The organism is Actinomadura rupiterrae (genome assembly GCF_024172125.1).
Taxonomy (GTDB): domain Bacteria; phylum Actinomycetota; class Actinomycetes; order Streptosporangiales; family Streptosporangiaceae; genus Spirillospora; species Spirillospora rupiterrae.
Window position 1 is genome coordinate 320,551 of record NZ_JAMZEA010000011.1, and the last position, 19,870, is coordinate 340,420.

At 74.6% G+C, this 19,870-nt stretch carries 14 protein-coding genes and 1 riboswitch; of the genes, 8 read left to right on the plus strand and 6 right to left on the minus strand.

Going from position 1 to position 19,870, the window contains the following annotated elements; all coding sequences use genetic code 11:
- The first annotated feature begins 115 nt into the window (after positions 1 to 115).
- Positions 116 to 928 (plus strand): isocitrate lyase/PEP mutase family protein, encoded by an 813-nt coding sequence (locus FHU30_RS35255; RefSeq protein ID WP_253881876.1) that lies wholly within the window; start codon positions 116 to 118, stop codon positions 926 to 928.
- On the opposite strand, the gene FHU30_RS35260 is transcribed toward FHU30_RS35255, so the two are convergent.
- The 4 genes from FHU30_RS35260 to FHU30_RS35275 form a co-directional block, all read right to left on the minus strand.
- Entirely contained in the window at positions 917 to 3,010 is a 2,094-nt protein-coding gene (locus tag FHU30_RS35260) for an outer membrane protein assembly factor BamB family protein (RefSeq protein WP_253881877.1), read from the minus strand. The genes FHU30_RS35255 and FHU30_RS35260 overlap by 12 nt on opposite strands.
- Positions 3,010 to 5,058 carry a serine/threonine-protein kinase gene (locus FHU30_RS35265; protein WP_253881878.1) on the minus strand — a complete coding sequence of 683 codons (2,049 nt, stop codon included), beginning with the start codon at positions 5,056 to 5,058 and terminating at the stop codon, positions 3,010 to 3,012. The genes FHU30_RS35260 and FHU30_RS35265 overlap by 1 nt, the downstream gene beginning before the upstream one ends.
- A gap of 112 nt (positions 5,059 to 5,170) precedes the next feature.
- The gene (locus FHU30_RS35270) at positions 5,171 to 6,913 is read right to left on the minus strand and encodes a M64 family metallopeptidase (RefSeq protein ID WP_253881879.1); all 1,743 of its coding nucleotides are present in this window, start codon (positions 6,911 to 6,913) and stop codon (positions 5,171 to 5,173) included.
- A gap of 104 nt (positions 6,914 to 7,017) precedes the next feature.
- Positions 7,018 to 7,947 (minus strand): LysR family transcriptional regulator, encoded by a 930-nt coding sequence (locus FHU30_RS35275; RefSeq protein ID WP_253881880.1) that lies wholly within the window; start codon positions 7,945 to 7,947, stop codon positions 7,018 to 7,020.
- A gap of 92 nt (positions 7,948 to 8,039) precedes the next feature.
- Here FHU30_RS35275 and FHU30_RS35280 point away from each other — a divergent pair, with 92 nt between their 5' ends.
- Entirely contained in the window at positions 8,040 to 9,566 is a 1,527-nt protein-coding gene (locus FHU30_RS35280; RefSeq protein ID WP_253881881.1) for a phytoene desaturase family protein, read from the plus strand.
- Positions 9,567 to 9,606: 40 nt separating this feature from the next.
- Here the strand turns inward: FHU30_RS35280 and thiC are convergent, their stop codons facing one another.
- On the minus strand, positions 9,607 to 11,346 hold the full coding sequence (thiC, locus tag FHU30_RS35285) for a phosphomethylpyrimidine synthase ThiC (RefSeq protein ID WP_253881882.1): 1,740 nt from the start codon (positions 11,344 to 11,346) through the stop codon (positions 9,607 to 9,609).
- A riboswitch (TPP riboswitch) is annotated at positions 11,342 to 11,455 on the minus strand. Its footprint overlaps the gene before it by 5 nt.
- Positions 11,456 to 11,687: 232 nt before the next feature.
- On the opposite strand from thiC, the gene clsA reads away from it, so the two are divergent.
- Positions 11,688 to 12,485, plus strand: a complete 798-nt coding sequence (gene clsA / locus FHU30_RS35290) for a cardiolipin synthase ClsA (protein WP_253881883.1) — start codon at positions 11,688 to 11,690, stop codon at positions 12,483 to 12,485.
- 16 nt (positions 12,486 to 12,501) lie between these two features.
- Complete coding sequence (locus FHU30_RS35295) at positions 12,502 to 15,000, plus strand: mannose-1-phosphate guanyltransferase (RefSeq protein WP_253881884.1); 2,499 nt, start codon at positions 12,502 to 12,504, stop codon at positions 14,998 to 15,000.
- A gap of 152 nt (positions 15,001 to 15,152) precedes the next feature.
- Here FHU30_RS35295 and FHU30_RS35300 read toward each other — a convergent pair whose 3' ends face one another.
- Positions 15,153 to 16,466 (minus strand): aminotransferase-like domain-containing protein, encoded by a 1,314-nt coding sequence (locus tag FHU30_RS35300; protein ID WP_253881885.1) that lies wholly within the window; start codon positions 16,464 to 16,466, stop codon positions 15,153 to 15,155.
- Between the two features lie 124 nt (positions 16,467 to 16,590).
- On the opposite strand from FHU30_RS35300, the gene FHU30_RS35305 reads away from it, so the two are divergent.
- The 4 genes from FHU30_RS35305 (at position 16,591) to FHU30_RS35320 (ending at position 19,523) form a co-directional block, all read left to right on the plus strand.
- Complete coding sequence (locus tag FHU30_RS35305; RefSeq protein ID WP_253881886.1) at positions 16,591 to 17,241, plus strand: LysE family translocator; 651 nt, start codon at positions 16,591 to 16,593, stop codon at positions 17,239 to 17,241.
- A gap of 140 nt (positions 17,242 to 17,381) precedes the next feature.
- Positions 17,382 to 18,299, plus strand: a complete 918-nt coding sequence (locus tag FHU30_RS35310; protein WP_308211457.1) for a DUF881 domain-containing protein — start codon at positions 17,382 to 17,384, stop codon at positions 18,297 to 18,299.
- Positions 18,300 to 18,402: 103 nt separating this feature from the next.
- Positions 18,403 to 18,735: a small basic family protein gene (locus FHU30_RS35315; RefSeq protein ID WP_253881887.1), complete on the plus strand. Its 333-nt coding sequence runs from the start codon at positions 18,403 to 18,405 to the stop codon at positions 18,733 to 18,735.
- Positions 18,732 to 19,523 (plus strand): DUF881 domain-containing protein, encoded by a 792-nt coding sequence (locus FHU30_RS35320; RefSeq protein WP_253881888.1) that lies wholly within the window; start codon positions 18,732 to 18,734, stop codon positions 19,521 to 19,523. The genes FHU30_RS35315 and FHU30_RS35320 overlap by 4 nt, the downstream gene beginning before the upstream one ends.
- Positions 19,524 to 19,870: the final 347 nt, after the last annotated feature.

The window sequence follows — 19,870 nt, forward strand, 5'->3', positions numbered from 1 at the left end:
GATCCCGGCCCCTGACGCCCGCCCCCGGGCCGCTGATGCCGGACCCCGGCCGCTCCCCGCCCGCGCACGGTTTGTTTCCATGGGGATGGAAGCGTTCCGCCCTTACGGTCGGGGCGTGAACAGGGGAGGACCGCTGATGAACTTCCGCGAACTGCACTACGCCGACCGGCCGCTGATCCTGCCGAACGCCTGGGACGTCGCCTCGGGCGCGGCGCTGGCGGCGGCCGGGTTCCCCGCGGTCGGGACGACCAGCCTGGGCGTCTCCGCCGCCGCGGGCGAGGTGGACGGGTCGGGGGCGATCCGCGAGCAGACCGTCCGGCTGGCGCGGATCCTGTCCGCGCTGCCCGTCATGGTGACCGTGGACATCGAGTCCGGGTACTCCAGCGACCCCGGCGAGGTGGGCGCGCTGGTCGCCGAGCTGGCGTCGTTCGGGATCGTCGGGGTGAACATCGAGGACGGCCGTCCGGGCGAGACCCTCGCCACCGTGGCGGCGCAGACCGACCTGATCCGCGCGGTCAAGGCCGCCGCGCCCGGGGTCTTCGTCAACGCCCGCAGCGACGGGTTCTGGCTGACCAAGCCGGGGGAGAAACCGCCGCTGGACGACACGGTGGCGCGGCTCAACGCCTACGCCGAGGCGGGCGCGGACGGTGGGTTCGTCCCGGGCATCGCCGACGACTCCGACATCACCGCCGTGGTGACCCGCGTCCCGCTGCCCCTGAACGTCCTGCAACTGCCTGGCCGGACCGATCCGGCGCGGCTCGGCGACCTGGGCGTGCGCCGGATCAGCAGCGGCGGGCTCCTGTACCGGAAGGCGCTGCACGCCGCCGTGACCACCGCGCTCGACCTCGCCGGCCGCGCGAGCGACCAGCCCGTCCCGTCCTACCACGACGTCGTGGGGCTGGTCGCCGACCTGAAGTCACGCCGGTAGCGCCCGCACCTCGGACGTCGTGGTGACGTAGAGCGCCGTGCCGTCCGTGACGAGATGCTGGGAGTCGGGGACGGACCGGGTCCGCAGCGCGCGCCCGGTCGCCGGATCGAAGCTGCGGACGCTTTCGCCCATCAGGATGTGCAGGCGTCCCTTCGCCAGGAAAGGCTGCTCGCGTTCGGACGAGAGCGCCTTGGTGAAGCGCCACCGGACGGTCCCGGAGGCCGTGTCGAGCGCGACCAGAACCCCCGAACGCGCGGTGAACGTCAGGCCGCCCGCCTCGATCGGCACGGATTCGGCCGGGTAGATGGTCGTGTTCGGGCCGAACGCATACTCCCAGCGTTGGCGGCCGTCGCGCGGGTCGAGCGCGACGAGCCGCCCCTCGGACGTGATGACGTACAGCGTCGTCGCGGTGCGGCCCAGCGCCGCCTTCGACTCCGGATGCCCGGACGCGAGGAAACGCTTGGACCGCCAGCGCTGGGTGCCGTTCCGCACGTCCAGCGCGACGACGGAGCTGTCGGCGGTGACGGTGTAGACGGTCGTCGCGTCGGCGACCGGCGGCCCGTCGATGGCCCGGCTCGAATGCTCGGTCTGGACGGTCGTCCGCCACAGGATGCGTCCGCTGGTGCCCTCGATCGCCTGCATCTCGCTGCCCGCGACGACGTACAGGACGCCGCTCGCGACCGTCGGCGCGTTCATGCTCGGCGAGCCGAGCGCGATCGTGAACTGCTGCGCCCCGGTCATCGCGTCGAAAGCCGCAAGGGTGGACATGTCGGTGAACGCGTAGACGTGTCCACCCGCCAGCGCGGGCGGTGACGCGTCGTTGGGCATCTCGGTGAAGACGTGCCAGTTCACCTTGCCCGTGCCCGGGTCGAGCCCGAACAGCGACTCGGCGCGCAGCACGATCATGCCGCCGTTGACCAGCGCGGACGGTTTCGACGCCGAGGACAGGCCCAGGCCCTCGCCGGTCCAGCGGCGCGTCCCGGTGCGCGCGTCGACCGCGTCGAGCGTGCCGCCGTCCTTCACCGCCAGCACCAGCCCGCCGACCACGGTCACCGGGCCCGCGAGATCGCCCCTCGGGGTGTAGGTCCAGTCGTCCGGACGAGTGGACGGCCCGTGCGCCAGCAATGGCACACCTGCGGCTCCGGCCAGAACGGCGGCTCCCGCGCCACCGAGCAGCAGCGTCCGGCGGCTCACCTTCGGCGCGGGGGCGGCCGTCGGGATCTCCACCGGGCGGGTCACCGCCGCCCGCGCGTCCGGCGGCAGCCACTCGACGCCCTGCGGCGGCACCTCCACGGCCAGCGCCGACAGCACTGCCTCGGCCGTCGGCCGCCGCGCCGGATTCTTGTCCAAACACGCCGCGACCAGCGCGGTCAGCGAGCCGAGACCGTCCAGGACGGGCGGCTCCTGGACGGTCCGGTACAGCAGCTCGTGCGGCGGCCCCTCGCCGAACGGTCCGCGTCCGGTGGCGGCGAACACCAGCACCGCGCCGAGCGAGAACACGTCGCCGGGCGGGCCGGTCTCCGCGCCGGTCGCGCGCTCGGGCGGCAGGTAGCCGGGCGAGCCGACCGCCGTCCCGGTGCGGGTCACCGCGCTCGCCTCGGCCGCGTGCGCGATGCCGAAGTCGATGACGCGCGGGCCGTCCGGGGTCAGCATCACGTTCGACGGCGTCAGGTCGCGGTGCACGATCCCGGCCCGGTGGATCGACAGCAGCGCCTCGGCGAGCGCCGCGCCGAGCGCCCGCACCGACGGCTCCGGCAGCGGCCCGCGCGCGGACACCAGCGCGCGCAGCGACGAGCCCGCCAGGTAGGTCGTGACCAGCCACGGGACGGCCGCGTCGGGGTCGGCGTCCACGACCGGCGCGGTGAACGCGCCGCTGACCGCCCGCGCCGCCGCGACCTCCCGCTGGAACCGCCGCCGGAAGTCGGCGTCCGAGGCGAGCCCCGCGTGCACCAGCTTGATGGCGACGAGCCGTCCGGCGGGGGAGCGGCCCAGCAGGACGCGGCCCATGCCGCCCTCGCCGATGCGGGCGAGCACGGTGTACGGGCCGATCCGGCGGGGATCGCCGTCGAGCAGCGGCCGCACTAGGCCCCCTTCACCGGGAATGCGAGCAGCGTGCCCGCCTGGATCCCGACATAGACGGCATCGTCCTGGACGGCGACCGTCCGGACCTTGTCCAGCTGCCCGGTCCGCCAGAGCGGACGGCCGCCCGCCGCGTCCAGGCCGAACACCTCCGAGACCGCCGCGACGACCACGACGCCGCGCGCGATCCCGGCCGTCCATACGCCCGTGCCGGTGCCGGTCGGCCACGTCCAGCGCGTGCGGCCGGTCGCGGCGTCCAGGGCGTAGACCTTGCCGTCGCCGTCGGCGACGTACACCAGGCCGCCGGACATGAACGGGTCGGAGGCGGTGCGTCCGCCGACGAAGTCCCACTTCTTCGCGCCCGTCCGCGCGTCGAGCGCGGTCATCGTGCCCGCGCCGTCCGCGCAGTAGACCATCCCGCCCGAGACCGCCGGGCTCTGCGCGCCCCTGGTCATCGGATGCCGCCACCGATCCCGGCCCGTCCGCGCATCGAGGGCATGCAGGGCGTTCGCCGTCCCGCCCGACGAGGCCCCGTCGGACGTCCCCGCGTACACGAGGCCGTCACCGATGGCGGGTGTCGCGTTCAGCGCGTTGCCGATGGACGCGCGCCAAAGAACCCGCCCATCCGATGTGCTCAGCGCCGACAGCGCCCCGGTGTCACCGACGAACAACGTGCCGCCGGATACCGCCGGGTTGAGGGCGTCGGTCATCGTCGCGCTCCACCGCTGGTCGCCGTTGCGCACGTCGAACGCGTACAGCGCGCCGGGCGCGTCGGGCCAGCCGACGAACAGCGTCCCGTCCGCGACCACCGGCGTGCGCCAGGACGCGGCGCCGTCGCCGCGGTTGCCCTTCCTGTGCTGCCAGACGGTCTTGCGCCTCCGGACGTCCAGGCAGATCAGCCTGCCCTCCTCGGCCGAGACGACCAGCGTGGTCCCGGCGGACGCCAGGCCGCCATAGGGGTCGGCGCCCAGGTCGACCGTCCACCGCGCCTGCGCCAGGACGGGCGAGGGCGGCGCGGACGGGGTCGGCGACGCCGTCGTGCGCGCGGCGGCCTTCCGCCCACCGGACCCCTCCAGCAGCACCGCACCGGTGACCGCCGCCACCAGCGTCCCCGCCCCCGCGACCCCGCCGACCGCGAGGACCTTCCGCCGCGAGCGGGACGGCAGCGCCAGCGTCCGGTCGGCGACGCGCCGGGCGACCGGTTCGGGCAGCCACCCGGTCCCATGCAGCACCTCCGGCGCGGGCGCGCGCGGCACGAACCGCTCAAGGAGCTCCTGCGGCGTGGGCCGCCGCGCCGGGTCCTTGTCCATGCAGGCGGCGAGCAGGCCGCGCAGCTCGGGGTCGGCGACGCCGTCCAGCCGCGGCTCGTCGTGGACGACCTTGTACAGCAGCGCCACCACGTCCCCGGTGCCGAACGGCCCCTCGCCGGCCGCCGCGAACGCCAGCACCGCCCCGAGCGAGAACACATCGCTGGCCGTGCTGGTCTTCCCGCCGCGCGCCTGCTCCGGCGCGAGGAACCCCGGCGACCCCATCACCCCGCCGGTCCGGGTGAGCGCGGCCGCGTCGGCGGCGTGCGCGATGCCGAAGTCGATCAGGCGCGGGCCGTCCGGCGCGAGCATCACGTTGGACGGCTTGAGGTCGCGATGCACGATCCCGGCCCGGTGCACCGCCACCAGCGCCTCGGCCAGGCTCGCGCCGAGCGCGAACACCGACGCCGCCGGCAGCGGCCCGTCCCCGGCGACCGCCTCGGCCAGCGACAGCCCTGGCAGGTAGGCGGTCACCAGCCACGGGCTCGGCGCGTGCGGATCGGCGTCGATCACCGGCGCCGTGAACGCGCCGCCGACCGTCCGCGCGACCGCGACCTCGCGCGCGAACCGCGCCCGGAAGGCCGGATCGGCGGCGAACTCGGCGTGCACCAGCTTGACCGCCACCGCCGCCCCCGCCGGCGACCGGCCGAGGTACACCACGCCCATCCCGCCCGCGCCCAGCCGCCCCAGCACGCGGTAGCGCCCGACGCGGCGCGGATCGCCCTCCTCCAACGGTCCGACCATGCCGCGCATTTTGGCACCGACCGGTATAAGCCGGGTTCAGAACTCCCGCATCGGCGAACCGCGCGAGGGCCGTGGCGGTTTGCCACGGCCCTCGCGCGGTAGATGCGAAGGATCAGTGGAGGGTCATGGTGAAGCTGAGGGGCTTGCTGTAGTTGCCGGCGGCGTCGATGGCGCGGTATTCGACGGTGTGCTTTCCGGCGGTGAGCTTGCCGTAGATCAGGTTGTCGATGTTGGTGCCGGTCTTGGTGAACACGAACGGGTGGTTCGAGTCGGTCGGCCAGCCGTAGTAGTTGTACCAACCGTCGCCGTCCACGCGGAACTCGGCGACGACGTATCCGGGCTGGTCATCGGTGGGGGAGAGCTTCAGGCTCAGCTCGTCCCCGGCGGGCGGCTGCTGCGCCTGCGCCGTCACGGCGGGCGGGGTCGCGTCGACCGTCCAGGTCTTGGTGGCCGCTCCGACCGTCGCGGTGACGTGGTGGAGGCCAGGGCGCAGCGGCGGCAGGCGCAGGTCGCGGTCGGCCTTGACGCGGTGTCCGTCCAGGCGCCACTGGATGCGCGGGGCCGCGGTCGCCGGGTGCGTGGTCTCGGCGGCGATGACGCTGCGCGCCCCCACGGGACGGTCCGTCGGCGTGGTCGTGGTGAAGCCGGGCGCGGTGTCGCCGGGCGGGGTCTTCACGGACGTGTCGACCGTCCAGGTGCGGGTTCTCGCGAAGGACGCGCGGACCGCCGGGTCGCGGATGAAGGCGGTCGGGTCGTCCACCCGGACGGAGACCTTGTGCGCGCCGCGCCGCAGGTGCAGGGCGCGCAGGTCCAGGTCGTGGCCGCCGCGCACCGGACGGCCGTCGACCGTCCAGGCGACCCGCAGGGCGTGGTCGACGGGGTGCAGCGTCTCCAGCCACAGCACCCGGTCCGCGCCGACCGTCCCCTCGGGCGTGCCGTCCTGGATCAGGTCGACCTTCGCGGAGACCGCCTGGGTCATCCGCTCGCGGCTGACCTGGTCGTAGTAGTAGCCGAGCGTCTTCATGATCGAGTGCCGGCTGGGCCGCCAGACGCCCTTGCTGGAGTACAGGCCGCCCTCGTAGCGGCCGATCGTCCCGCCCGCCTCGGAGCGCTCGCCGAGCCAGCGCCACCACTTCCTGTGCTGGTCGCGCATCTGCTGCTCGGTGAGCAGCGTGTGGTGGATCGAGTCGGGCTCGGGCCCGGTGTAGGTGCCGCCGGGGACGCCCCGGTAGTAGTAGTCGTACTCGTCCTGCAGCCCGCCGACCGAGTGGCCGAGCTCGTGCGGGGAGATCAGCGCGGACATGGCGTTGCCGCCCGACGCGGTCGCGTAGGTGCCGCCCGCGCCGCCATAGGTGGTGCTGTTGGCCAGCGCCAGGATCTGCCGGTTCGCCGCCGGGACGCCCTTGACCAGCCCGGCGTACTTGTTCGCGGCGTCGTCGTCCATCACCAGCAGCCGCTGGATGCCGTCGGCGCGGCAGCCGCTCCAGAACGACATGCCGAGCGGGGTGTCGCGCTTGGCGTCCGAGACGCCCGGGTCGCAGCTGACACCGGACACCTTGGACGGGATCTCCACCCGGTACACGTTGATGTAGCTGCGGTACGACTTGTACGGCTCGATGCTCCACAGCACGTTCAGGTGCTTGTCGACGTTCGCCCGGAACTTCGGCATGTCGGCCTCGGTGTAGCCGTCGCCGAGCACCACCAGGTTGAAGCGCTTGGCCGGATCGCCCGTGACCTGAACGGGCACGACGCTGGCCGCCGGGTCGTCGGCGTGCGCGGCGGGCGCGGCCCAGCCCGCGGCCATGGACAGGGGGGTGATGGCTGCCGTGATGACGGCAGCCGCGCGAATGAGCATGGCTGACCTCCTGCGCCGATCATGGAGGAGGCGGCGCGGGACGACCCATCCCAGAGGGGGATAACTCCGGAGTTATGCCACCGCCCTGCCGGGTCGTCGGCGGGTCAGGTGCGGGCCAGCCAGGAGGCGAGGGCCGGGTTGTCGGCGACGGCCGCCCGGTGCGCCTGCGCGGCCAGGTCGGCCAGCTCGGCGGCGCGGGCCGCGACCGGGGTGCCGTGCCGCCAGGCCAGCAGGTGCCGCAGCCACAGCGCCGGGCCGGTGAGCGGCCGGACGGCGATGCCGTGCCCGGTGCGCAGCAGCGCCTGGCACGGCGCGACCGCGCGGCCCTCGGCGACCAGCGCGCGGATCATGTCGTGCTCGGTCATCATGTGCCGGACGCGCGGGGTGAACCCGGCCTCCTGGCACGCGGTGTAGAAGTACTCCGGCCAGCCGGCCCCGTCGGGCGGGGTGACCAGCCAGTCCTCGCCGGCCAGCTCGGCCAGCGGCACCTCGGCCAGCCCGGCGAGCCGGTGCCCGGCGGGCAGCGCCACCGACACCGGCTCGGTCGCGACCGTGCGCGTCCCGACCGCCGGGACGTCCGGCAGCTCGTGCCCGGGGTAGTCGACCAGGATCGCCACGTCCAGCCGCCGCGAGGCCAGCAGGTCCAGCAGCAGCCGCGGCGAGTACTCGGTGCGGACGGTGATCGAGGTCCCCGGCGTCTCGAACAGCCGGTGCACCAGCCCGGCCAGCACCGGGGTGGCGTAGCCGCCGATCCGCAGCGTCGGGTCGACCGGCTCGTCCCCGGGGCCGGTGAGCAGCTCGTCCACCGTGACCAGCGCCGACCGCGCGCGGGTGAGGACGAACCGCCCGAACGGCGTCGGGGTGACGCCGAGCCGCCCGCGCCGGAACACCTGCCCGCCGAGCGCGGCCTCGATCCGGTGCAGCTGGCCGGTCAGCGCCGGCTGCGAGACGCCGAGCGCGCCCGCCGCGCGGCTCAGGCTGCCCGCGTCGGCGATCGCGCACAGCGTCCGCAGGTGCCGTAGCTCAAGCTGCACGATCCACGCGTCCTCCGCTCATTCCCCAGAAACTACCGGCAGGTCGCGGGGCGGGTCTTAACGATCGGGACGCGGCGTGTTCTGCTGGGCTCATGCACGATGTCGTGATCGCGGGCGGCGGCCACAACGGGCTCGTCGCCGCCGCCTACCTGGCCCGGACCGGCCGCCGGGTGCTGCTGCTGGAACGCTCCGGCCACCTCGGCGGGCTCGCCGTCTCCGAGCGGGTGTTCCCCGCTGCGGACGCGCGCCTGTCCCGCTACTCCTACCTGGTCAGCCTGCTGCCCTCGAAGATCGTGCGGGACCTCGGGCTGCGCCTGGAGCTGCGCCGCCGCCGGTACGCCTCCTACACGCCCGCCGGGGACGGCGGCCTCCTGGTCGACAACGGCGATGCCAAGCGCACCGCCGCCTCGTTCGCGGCGCTGACCGGCGGCGACGCCGAGCACGCGGCCTGGGAGCGGTTCTCCGCGATGACCGCCCGGGTCGCGCAGCGGGTCGCGCCGACTCTGCTGGACCCGCTCACCGACCGCGCGGGGATGCGCCGGATCGTGGCGGACGACGAGGCCTGGCGCGACCTGTTCGAGCGTCCCGCCGGCGAGGCGGTCGCCGGGCGCTTCGATGACGACCTGGTGCGCGGCGTGGTGCTCACCGACGCGCTGATCGGCACGTTCGCCGACCCGTCGGACGCGTCGCTGCTCGCCAACCGGTGCCTGCTCTACCACGTGATCGGCGACGGCACCGGCGACTGGAACGTGCCGGCCGGCGGGATGGGCGCGGTCACCGCGGCGCTGGCCGGCGCCGCCCGCGCGGCGGGCGCCGACCTGCGCACCGGCGCCGAGGTGACGGGGATCGACCCGTCCGGCGAGGTGGCCTTCCGCGACGAGCAGGGCGAGCACGCCGTCAGCGCCGGGCACGTCCTGGTGAACCTGCCGCCGGCGGTCCTTGCGCGGCTGATGGGCGGCGATGCCGAGCCGCCGGAGGGCTCGCAGCTCAAGCTGAACATGGTCCTCGCGCGGCTGCCCCGGCTGCGGGACCCGTCGGTGCGTCCCGAGGAGGCGTTCGGCGGCACCTTCCACATCAACGAGACCGCCTCGCAGCTGGCTGACGCCTACGCGCAGGCCGCGGACGGACGGATTCCGTCGCTCCCGCCCGCCGAGGTGTACTGCCACTCGCTGACCGACCCGTCCATCCTCGGGCCGGAGTTGCGCGCGTCCGGCGCGCAGACGCTCACGCTGTTCGGCCTGCACATGCCCGCCCGCCTGTTCCGCGACGACCCGGACGGCGCCCGCGACCGGGCGCTGCGCGCCACGTTCGCCTCGATGGACACCGTCCTCGCCGAACCCATCCAGGACTGCCTGCTGCGCGGCCCGGACGGCACGCCCTGCGTCGAGGCCAAGTCCCCGGTCGATCTGGAGAACGAGGCCGGGCTGCCCGGCGGGCACATCTTCCACCGCGACCTGTCCTGGCCCTTCGCCGAGGACGCGGACGAGACCGGACGCTGGGGCGTGGAGACCGAGCACCCGCGCATCCTGCTGTGCGGCGCGGGCGCGCGCCGCGGGGGAGGCGTGAGCGGCATCCCCGGCCACAACGCCGCCCGCGCCGTCCTGGAAGCGACCGCCTGATGACCCCGCGGCGGGCCGGGCCCGCCGCGGGGTCGGACGGTCAGGAGCCGGACGGGGCGACCGGCAGGTAGATCCGGTTCCCGGCCGCCTGGAACTCGGCGGCCTTCTCCTCCAGGCCCGCGGTGAGGGCCTGCGAGGCGTCCAGCTCGTTCGCCTCGGCGTACCGCCGGACGTCCTGGGTGATCTTCATCGAGCAGAAGTGCGGCCCGCACATCGAGCAGAAGTGCGCGGTCTTGGCGGGCGCCGCCGGGAGCGTCTCGTCATGGAACGCCCGCGCGGTGTCCGGGTCCAGGGCGAGGTTGAACTGGTCCTCCCAGCGGAACTCGAACCGCGCGTCCGACAGCGCGTCGTCCCACGCCTGCGCGCCGGGGTGGCCCTTGGCGAGGTCGGCGGCGTGCGCGGCGATCTTGTAGGCGATCACGCCCGCCTTCACGTCGTCCCGGTCGGGCAGGCCCAGGTGCTCCTTGGGCGTGACGTAGCAGAGCATCGCGGTGCCGAACCAACCGATCATCGCCGCGCCGATCGCGGAGGTGATGTGGTCGTAGCCGGGCGCGATGTCGGTGGTGAGCGGGCCGAGGGTGTAGAACGGTGCCTCGGCGCACCACTCCTGCTGCAGCTCGACGTTCTCCTTGATCTTGTGCATCGGGACGTGGCCCGGGCCCTCGTTCATCACCTGGTTGTCGAACTCCGCTGCGATCCTCGTCAGCTCGCCCTGGGTGCGCAGCTCGGCGAACTGCGCCTCGTCGTTGGCGTCGTAGATCGAGCCCGGACGCAGCCCGTCGCCGAGCGACCAGGTGATGTCGTAGGCGGCGAAGATCTCGCACAGCTCGCGGAAGTGGGTGTAGAGGAAGTTCTCCTTGTGGTGGGCCAGGCACCACGCCGCCATGATCGACCCGCCGCGCGACACGATCCCGGTCTTGCGGCGCGCGGTCATCGGGACGTAGGGCAGCAGCACGCCCGCGTGGACGGTCATGTAGTCCACGCCCTGCTCGGCCTGCTCGATCACGGTGTCGCGGAAGACCTCGAAGGTGAGGTCGGCCGGGTTCCCGCCGACCTTCTCCACCGCCTGGTACAGCGGGACGGTCCCGACCGGCACCGGGGAGTTGCGCAGGATCCACTCGCGGGTGGTGTGGATGTCCCGGCCGGTGGACAGGTCCATGATCGTGTCGGCGCCCCAGCGGGTCGCCCAGGTCATCTTGTCCACCTCGTCCTCGATGGACGAGGCGACCGCCGAGTTCCCGATGTTGGCGTTCACCTTCACCAGGAAGTTCTTCCCGATGATCATCGGCTCGATCTCGGGGTGGTTGACGTTGGCGGGCAGCACCGCGCGGCCGGCCGCCAGCTCGGCGCGGACGAACTCCGGCTCGACGCCCTCCCGCAGCGCCACGTACTCCATCTCCGGCGTGATCTCCCCGCGCCGCGCGTAGGCGCGCTGGGTGACCGCGCCGCCGGTGGCGCGGCGCGGCGGCCGGGACGGGAACGCCCCCGCCTCCCGCAGCGGGTCGCCGGACCGGCGGCCGTCGTCCTCCGGCCGGACGGCCCGTCCCTCGTACCCGGCGGTGTCGCCGCGCTCGGCGATCCAGGCGGCGCGCAGCGCGGGGAGCCCGCGCCGCACGTCGGTCTCGAACGCGGGGTCGGTGTACGGGCCGGAGGTGTCGTACAGCACCACCCGGTCCCCGTTGGTCAGGGGCACCTCCCGCATCGGCACCCGCAGGTCCGGGCGGGACCCCTGCAGGTAGGTCTTGCGGGCGTGCGTGACTTCGGACGTGTTGTCGCTCATGACGACCCGATCTCTCCCTACGCCGGCATTACCCGGTCAGGTTCCAGCGGTCGGCGGCCGTCCCAGCCGCGATCTCAGCCCGGTTCGCCGGGCCCCCGCGATCTGTCTCGGCCAGACCGTAACCCCGGCCACCCCCGTTGCCGCAACCCCCCACCACGGTGTACTGACGGAACGGTGACACAGGATCGGAATGATCTTCGTCACTCCGGCGGCGTCCGCGCAGGCCGCGCGGCCCGCGCCCGCGCCGGGACCGGGCCTCCGGCGGCCGGACGCCCCCGGGGGCTTTCGCATCCTTACCGATAGGGTCAGGATCATTGGGGGACAGGGAGGCGAGCACGTCGGTGGATGCTGAGACCGGGACGGGACCGGTGACCGGCCGGATCTGGACGGTGCCCAACCTGCTGAGCTTCGCGCGGCTGCTCGGCGTGCCCCTGTTCCTGTGGCTGGTGCTGTCCGGCCGGGACTGGTGGGCGCTCGGCGTGCTGGTGTTCGCCGGCCTGTCGGACTGGCTCGACGGCAAGCTGGCCCGCGCGCTGAACCAGACCAGCAAGCTCGGCACGGTGCTGGACCCGGCCGCCGACCGGCTCTACATCCTCGCCACGCTCGTCGGGCTGACCGCCCGCGACGTCATCCCGCTCTGGCTGGTGCTGGTGCTGGTCGCCCGCGAGGCCGCGATCACCCCGATCGTCCCGATCATGCGGCGGCTCGGCTACGCCGGGACGCTGCCGGTGCACTTCGTCGGCAAGGCGGGCACCATGTGCCTGCTGTACGCCTTCCCCTTGCTGCTGGTCGGCGACCACCACGGCTGGTGGGCCACCGCCGCGCGCGTCGCCGGATGGGCCTTCGCGATCTGGGGCACCGCGCTCTACTGGTGGGCGGCCGGCCTCTACTGGGCGCAGACGCGGCAGCTCGTCCTGGCCGACCGCGCCGAACGATCCGCAGATCCGTCCCCCGACCGGTCCGCCGATCCGTCCGCCGATCCGTCCGCCGATCCGTCCGCCGACCGGTCCGCCGGGCCGCCCCCCGCGGACGGGCCCGGGCACGGGGTCGGGCATGGTGATCCTCCGGACGCGGCTCCGCTCCCCGCCCCGGACCACGGCCCGGCCGGCGGCCAGAGGGGAGCGGAGACCCCCCGTTGAGGCCCGAGGAGACGAGATGAAGGCCGTCGTGATGGCGGGCGGTGAGGGGACGCGGCTGCGTCCGATGACCGCCAACCAGCCCAAACCCCTGCTCCCCCTGGTCAACCGCCCGATCATGGAGCACGTGCTGCGCCTGCTGAAGCGGCACGGCTTCGACGAGACCGTGGTGACGGTGCAGTTCCTCGCCGCGCTGATCCGCAACTACTTCGGGGACGGCGAGGAGCTCGGCATGAGCCTGAGCTACGCCACCGAGGAGGTGCCGCTCGGCACCGCGGGCAGCGTGAGGAACGCCGCCGAGGCGCTGCGCGACGACCGCTTCCTGGTGATCTCCGGGGACGCGCTGACCGACATCGACCTCACCGACATGGTCCGCTTCCACCGGGAGAACGGCGCCCTGGTCACCATCGGGCTCAAGCGGGTGCCGAACCCGCTGGAGTTCGGGATCATCATCGTGGACGAGCAGGGCCGCATCCAGCGCTTCCTGGAGAAGCCGACCTGGGGCCAGGTGTTCTCCGACACCGTCAACACCGGCATCTACGTGATGGAACCCGAGGTGCTGGACCACGTCGCGGAGGGCGAGTCGGTCGACTGGTCAGGGGACGTGTTCCCAAAGCTGCTCGCCGAGGGCGCACCGCTGTACGGGTACGTCGCCGACTGCTACTGGGAGGACGTCGGCACCCACGAGTCCTACCTCAAGGCGCAGGCCGACATGCTGTCGGGCCTGGTCGACATGCCCATCGACGGGTTCGAGGTGTCGCCGGGCGTCTGGGTCGCCGAGGGCGCGGAGGTCGACGCCGAGGCCGTCCTGAAGGGCCCGCTCTACATCGGCGACTACGCCAAGGTCGAGGCCGGGGTGGAGCTGCGCGAGTTCACCGTGCTCGGCAGCAACGTGGTCGTGAAGGAGGGCGCGTTCCTGCACCGCGCCGTCGTCCACGACAACGTGTTCGTCGGGCCGTCCACCAACCTGCGCGGCTGCGTGGTCGGCAAGAACACCGACATCATGGCGGGCGCCCGGGTCGAGGAGGGCGCGGTCGTCGGGGACGAGTGCGTCATCGAGGCCGAGGCGTACCTGTCCAGCCAGGTCAAGGTCTACCCGTTCAAGACCATCGAGGCCGGCGCGGTCGTCAACACCAGCGTGATCTGGGAGTCGCGCGGGCAGCGGAACCTGTTCGGGCCGCGCGGGGTGTCCGGGCTGGTCAACGTGGAGATCACGCCGGAGCTGGCGGTCCGGCTGGCCAGCGCGTACGCGACCACCCTGAAGAAGGGCACCACCGTCGTCACCGGCCGGGACGCCTCCCGCGCCGCGCGCACCCTGAAGCGCGCGGTGATCAGCGCGCTCACCGCGTCCGCGATCGACGTGCAGGACCTGGAGGCGTGCGCGCTGCCGATGGCGCGGTTCGAGACCGCCCGCGAGGACTGCGGCGGCGGCATCTACATCCGCACCACGGCGGGCGACCCGCAGGGCGTGGACATCCTGTTCCTGGACGAGGGCGGCGCGAACCTGTCGCAGGCCGCCCAGCGCAAGCTCGACCGCGTCTACGGGCGGCAGGAGTTCCGGCGCGCGTTCCCCGGCGAGATCGCCGAGCTGAGCTACCCGGCCCGCGTCGTGGAGACCTACACCCGCGACCTGCTGCGCCGCTCGGACATGTCGGGCGTCCGCGAGGCCGGGCTGAAGCTGGTGCTGGACTGCGCGGGCGGCACCGCATCGCTGGTGCTGCCGACGCTGCTCGGCAAGGTCGGCGTGGACGTGCTGACCCGCAACGCCAAGCTGGACGAGGCGAACCCGACCGAGACCGTCGCCGAGCGGATGCGCGACCTGCAGCGGCTCGGCGAGCTGGTGTCGTCCTCGCGGGCCGCGTTCGGCGCCCGGTTCGACCCGGTCGGCGAGCGGATCTCGCTGGTGGACGAGAACGGCGAGCTGATCAGCGACGACCGGGCCCTGCTCGTGATGCTGGACCTGGTCGCCGCCGAGCGCCGCGCGGGCCGGGTCGCGCTGCCGGTCACCACCACCCGGGTCGCCGAGCAGGTCTGCCGCTACCACGGCGTCCGGGTGCAGTGGGTGTCCACCTCGCAGGACGAGCTGACCCGCGCCGCCGCCGAACCCGACGTGATCTTCGCCGCGGACGGCCGGGGCGGGTTCCTGATGCCCGAGTTCTCCGCCACGATCGACGGGATCGCGGCGTTCGTCCGGCTCGTCGGGCTGGTCGCGCGGACCCGGCTGACGCTGTCGCAGATCGACCGGCGCATCCCCGAGGCGCACCTGCTGCGCCGCTCGGTCCCGACGCCGTGGGCGGCCAAGGGCAGCGTGATGCGGACGGTCGTGGAGGCCGCCGACGGCCGCACCATCGACACCACCGACGGCGTCCGGGTGGTCGAGGACGACGGCCGCTGGGTGCTGGTGCTGCCCGACACCTCCGACGCCGTCACGCACCTGTGGGCCGAGGGCCCCGACGCCGACGCGGCCCAGGAGCTGCTGGAGGAGTGGGCCGCCGTCGTCGAACGCGCCGGCTCCTAGGTCCGCCGGTCAGGGCTGCGCCGACCGGGGGCCTGCCGGTCAGGGCTGCGCTGACCGGGGGCCTGCCGGTCAGGGCTGCGCCGACCGGGGGCCTGCCGGTCGGGGCCCAGCCGGGCGTGGCCTTGGCGGTCGGGACCCGGCCGGGCGTGGTCTTAGCGGGCGGGGCCCTGGCGGGCGAGGTCGGCCAGGGCGTCCAGGGCGCGGACGAGGTCGGCGGGCGCCGGTGAGGCCAGCCCGAGGCGGACGGCCGCCGGGGTCGCCTCCGGCGCGGTGGCGAACACCGCGCCCGGCGTGACCGTGATGCCGAGCTGCGCCGCCGCGCCCGCGAACGCCTCGGCCCGCCACGGGCTCGGCAGCTCCCACCAGCAGAAATAGGCGCGCGGCGCGGCCGAGACGGCGAAGCCCGCGAGATGTTCGAGGGCGAGGGCGCGGCGGGCCGCCGCGTCCTGGCGCTTGGCGCGGGAGAGCGCGGCCACGGTGCCGTCGGCGAGCCAGCCCGTCGCGGCCTCCAGCGCGTAGCCGGTCGGCAGCCACGCGCCCGCGCGCAAGGCCGCCGCCACGCGCCCGCGCAAGGGCCCCGGGACGGCCAGGAAACCGACCGAGAGGCCCGGGGAGACCCGCTTGGACAGGCTGTCCACCAAGATCGTCCGTTCGGGCGCCAGGGACGCCAGGGGCGCCTCGTCGGCCAGGAACGACCAGATCCGGTCCTCGACCAGCGGCAGGTCCAACTCGGTGACGGCCTCGGCGAGCGCGGTGCGCCGCTGCGGCGGGACGGTCAGCCCGGTCGGGTTGTGCAGGGTCGGCTGGAGGTACAGCGCCTTCAGAGGCGCGCGCCGGTGCGCCTCGGCCAGCGCGTCCGGGCGCGGGCCGTGCTCGTCCTTGGCGATCGGGACGGCCACCACGCCGATCCGGGCGAGCAGGCCCTTGACCACCGGGTAGGTGAGCGGCTCGACGCCGAGCCGCCCGCCCGGCGGGACCAGCGCCGCGACCGCTCCCGCGATGGCCTGCCGTCCGTTGGCGGCGAACAGCACACCCTCGGGATCGCCGGTCCCCAGCAGCCCGGCCGCCTCCCGGCGTGCCGCGGGCGTCCCGGACGGCCCGACCGGCCGCAGCGCCGCGGCCAGCACGTCCGGGCGGCCTAGCCGCGCCAGCCCGGCCGCCAGCCGCTCGGCCTGGCCGTCCGCCTCGGGGTAGGTCAGCTCCAGGTCGATCGGCGCGCCGGACGGTTCGAGCAGCGCCGGGCCGCCGCCCGGCGGCGGGCCCGAGCGGACGAACGTGCCCCGGCCGACCTCGCCGGTGACCAGCCCGCGCAGCGCCAGCTCCCGGTACACGCGCGCCGCCGTGGACGCGGCGATGCCGCGGTCGCGGGCGAACCGGCGCTGCGGCGGGAGGCGCTCGCCGGGCCGCAGCCGCCCGGCCGCGATCTCGGCCGCCACCGCGTCCGCCACCCGCCGGAAGTCGTCCATCCCGCACCTCCGATTGCACCGAGTTCAATGCCCAGTATTGCACCGAGATCACGGCGTTTCCTATGGTTGGCGGAGTTTCATGGATCTTCCCCCGGAATATCGATCTCCCCCGGAATGAGGTGCGATGGTCTCCCTGACCGCCGTCGCGGGCATCGCCGCCGTGGCGTTCGGCATGGTCCTGCTGCCCGGCCCGAACATGATGTACCTGGTCTCCCGGACCATCACCCAGGGCCGCCGCGCCGGATACGTCTCGCTCGCCGGCGTCGCCGCCGGGTTCGCCGTCTACGCCGCCGCCGCGACCGCCGGGCTCACCGCCGTGTTCGCGGTCGTCCCGGCGCTCTACACCGCCATCAAGCTCGCCGGGGTCGGCTACCTGCTCTGGCTCGCCTGGCAGGCCGTCCGGCCCGGCGGGACGACCCCGTTCACCCCGCGCGACCTGCCGGTCGACTCGCCGCGCCGGCTGTTCACGATGGGCCTGGTCACCAACCTGCTCAACCCCAAGATCGCCATCCTGTACGTGTCGGTGCTGCCGCAGTTCGCCGACCCGTCCCGGGGCCACCTGTGGGCCCAGTCGCTGGTGCTCGCGGTCGTCCAGATCGCCGTCGCGCTCACCGTGAACGGGACCTGGGTGCTGTGCGCGAGCGCGGTCTCGGCGTTCCTCACCCGCCGTCCGGCCTGGCAGCGCGTCCAGCGGTACGTGATGGGCTCGGTGCTCGCGAGCATCGCCGTCATGCTCGGTATGGAACGCTCCCAGGCCGCCGTCGCGGCACCCTGACGCGCCCCGGCGGGCGCTCCTTGACAGCCGCGTCCTGACAGCGGCGCGCCTGACCGGGCGGCCACCTCCCGGTCCGTCCCGGGGTCTGATCCCGCGGCTGGACCGGCGCCGATTTGGCGGTCCTTGCCATGATGGGGCCCGTGAACGTGCGGGACGAGCGGGACGGGCCGGACGCGCCGGACGGAGCGGGCCGGCCGGTTCAGGGCGGCCCACCGGGACGGTGGCGGCGCCCCGACGCGTCCATGTCCCTGCTCTCCGACCTCTTCGAGGGCAGGCTCGCCGACCCCGGCTACGCCGCGGCCGCCGCCCGCCGCCGCGCCGCCGGGAACGCTCCGGCCCCGCGCCGGCTGCGCGCGGTCGTCGCGCTGTCCCTGCTGCTCGTCGGCGTCCTGCTCGCCGTCGCGGGCGCCCAGGTGCGGCGCGGCGAGCCCGTCGCGGCCCGGCAGCGCGCCCGGCTGGTGGACGAGATCCACAGCCGCACCCGCGAGACCGACGCGCTGTCGCGCCGCCTGGACCGGCTCCGCACCGAGACCTCCCGGCTGCGCGCCGCCGCGCTCGCCCGCAGCGCCGCCGGCCGCCGCGCCGACCGCGACCTCGCCGCCGCCGAGACCGCCGCGGCGGCCCGTCCCGCCGCCGGACCGGCCCTGGTCGTCACCCTGGACGACGCGCGCCGGCCCGGCGCCTCCGGTGCGGCCGGCGACGACGGCCGGGTCTATGATCAGGACCTTCAGATCCTGGTCAACGGGCTCTGGGCGGCCGGTGCCACCGCCGTCGGCATCAACGGGCTGCGGCTCACCCCCACCTCCGCGATCCGCACGGCGGGCGAGGCCGTCCTGGTGGACTACCGTCCGCTGACCGGCCCGTACCAGGTCACCGCGCTGGGCGACCCGGGCGCGCTGCGCGCCGGGTTCACCGGCTCGGCGGCCGACCAGCGCCTGGCGGCCCTCCGGGACCGCTACGGCCTGCGGTACGGGGTGGCGGACGAGGGCCGGGCCCGGCTGCCCGCCGCCGCGCCGTCCGCGCCGCGCTACGCCCGCCCGGCGGGGGAGAAGGAGTGACCGTGCCGACTGTGACGGCCGCGCCGGCGCCGCCTGCATCGGCGCCGCCTGCATCGGTGCCGCCCGCGCCGGAGGCGCCCGCGAGCGTGCCGAGGGCGGTGCGGTGTTCGCGCTGATCGGGCTGGTCGCCGGCGTCCTGCTCGGGCTGTTCCTCCACCCGTCGGTGCCGCTGTGGCTCCAGCCGTACCTGCCGATCGCCATCGTCGCCGCGCTGGACGCGATGTTCGGCGGCGTCCGCGCCCGGCTGGAGGGCGTGTTCGACGAGAAGACCTTCGTGGTCTCCTTCGTCGGCAACACCATCATCGCCGCGCTCATCGTCTTCCTCGGCGACCAGCTCGGCGTCGGGTCCCAGCTGTCCACCGGCGTGGTGGTCGTCCTCGGCGTCCGGATCTTCTCCAACGCCGCCGCCATCCGCCGCAAGCTGTTCGGCGCATGAGCGAGCACAGCGAGGCGCCCGCGCCGGAAGCCGCGCCCGAGCCCGAGGCCGAGGACGCGGCGGAGACCGGGTCCGCGGGGGAGACCGGGTCCGCGGGGGAGCCGGTGCGGAGGCCGCTGGCGCTCGTCGGGGACATGCTGCGGCCCCGGCTGACGCGCGGCCAGGCCGCCGGGGCGCTGCTGTGCCTGGTGCTCGGGTTCGCCGTCGTCACCCAGGTCCGGGCCAACCACCACGACACCAAGTTCGCCACCGCCCGGCAGGACGAGCTGGTCGGGATCCTGTCCGACCTCACCCAGCGGTCCGAGCGGCTCCGCGGCGACCTGCGCGACCTGGAGAACACCAAGGCGGGCCTGGAGCGCGACGCGCGCGGGCAGACCGCCCTGGAGGAGGCCCGCCGCCGCGCCGACGACTACGGGCTGCTCGCCGGGACCGTCCCGGCGCAGGGGCCCGGCGTGGAGATCGTGGTGACCGACCCGCGGCGCGCCGTCCGGGCCGCGAACCTGCTGGACGCCCTGGAGGAGCTGCGCGACGCCGGCGCCGAGGTCGTGCAGGTCGGGGACGTGCGCGCCGGGGTCGACACCTACTTCGTGGACCGCCCCGAGGGCGTCATCGCCGACGGCCGGTTCCTGCCACCGCCCTACCGGATCCTCGCGATCGGCGACCCGCACACCATGGCCACGGCGCTCGGCATCCCCGGCGGCGTGGTGCGCACTCTGCGTGGTCTGGGGGCGGGGGTCACGGTCACCCCGCGTGCGCGGATGACCGTCAGCGCGGTACGGTCGGGGTAGGGGAAACGGGGGATCGGACCGCGAGCGCGGGCCGCGCCGCCCTGCGCGCGCGTCCCCGCGGGGCGGAACGGTCGCGCCGGTCACCGGGAGGTGACGGGCGGGTGTCCGGGGGCCGTCCGCGCGGCGGCGTAGACCTGCGATCATTGTCGAAGGTAGCGTGGGGGCGACCGGCTGACCGTTCCGGTTGACCCCCAGGGCCTCACCCGCGTAAGTTGCGGCGACCGTCGCGATGGCGGGTGGCCGTGCGGGAGCACGGGCACCCGGGGTCGGGACGGACCCGGCGTGGGTTGGACGAAGGATGCGCGGGCGCGGGCGGCAGCCGGACGGGGGCCGCGGGCGCCGCGCCG

Excerpts from the sequence above, each read along its gene's own strand:
- FHU30_RS35265 (WP_253881878.1), bottom strand. The coding sequence starts at position 5,058 with ATGGTCGGACCGTTGGAGGAGGGCGATCCGCGCCGCGTCGGGCGCTAC.
- FHU30_RS35270 (WP_253881879.1), bottom strand. The coding sequence starts at position 6,913 with ATGCTCATTCGCGCGGCTGCCGTCATCACGGCAGCCATCACCCCCCTG.
- FHU30_RS35280 (WP_253881881.1), top strand. The coding sequence starts at position 8,040 with ATGCACGATGTCGTGATCGCGGGCGGCGGCCACAACGGGCTCGTCGCC.
- thiC (WP_253881882.1), bottom strand. The coding sequence starts at position 11,346 with ATGAGCGACAACACGTCCGAAGTCACGCACGCCCGCAAGACCTACCTG.
- FHU30_RS35295 (WP_253881884.1), top strand. The coding sequence starts at position 12,502 with ATGAAGGCCGTCGTGATGGCGGGCGGTGAGGGGACGCGGCTGCGTCCG.
- FHU30_RS35300 (WP_253881885.1), bottom strand. The coding sequence starts at position 16,466 with ATGGACGACTTCCGGCGGGTGGCGGACGCGGTGGCGGCCGAGATCGCG.
- FHU30_RS35305 (WP_253881886.1), top strand. The coding sequence starts at position 16,591 with ATGGTCTCCCTGACCGCCGTCGCGGGCATCGCCGCCGTGGCGTTCGGC.
- FHU30_RS35320 (WP_253881888.1), top strand. The coding sequence starts at position 18,732 with ATGAGCGAGCACAGCGAGGCGCCCGCGCCGGAAGCCGCGCCCGAGCCC.